The organism is Mycobacterium angelicum (assembly GCF_002086155.1).
GTDB lineage: Bacteria > Actinomycetota > Actinomycetes > Mycobacteriales > Mycobacteriaceae > Mycobacterium > Mycobacterium angelicum.
In genome coordinates this window covers 1-336 of the sequence record NZ_MVHE01000351.1, presented here as the reverse complement: position 1 = coordinate 336, position 336 = coordinate 1, and the positions used below count along the sequence as shown (strand labels likewise).

Sequence of the window (336 nt, the reverse complement as noted above, 5' to 3'; positions counted from 1 at the left end):
GGGCACCACGGCCGCCGCCACCGCCGGCCGTGGTGCCCGATCCGGCGAAGCCGCCACCCGCACCGCCTCCACTGCCACCTTGACTGATACCGAAGAACTTGCCGATGCCGCCGGCGCCGCCGTCGACGCCGCCACCGAACTGGCCTTGCATGGTGCCGTTGTTGCCGTTGCCGCCCTTGCCGCCGACTCCTCCGCCGCCGCCACCGCCCCCGCCAGGGCTGTCGCTACCACCGCTGCCGCCCGTTCCTCCGGTGCCGCCCGGTGCGCCGGCACCACCGGCGCCGCCGACCCCGCCTCCGCCTCCGCCGCCGCCGTTAGCGTCGCCGCCTGCGCCGC

1 protein-coding gene is annotated in these 336 nt (G+C 77.7%); it reads right to left on the bottom strand.

Annotated features, from left to right (window positions below):
• Window positions 1-336: hypothetical protein (locus BST12_RS34510; RefSeq protein WP_281254855.1), on the bottom strand; the 336-nt coding region annotated here is incomplete at both ends.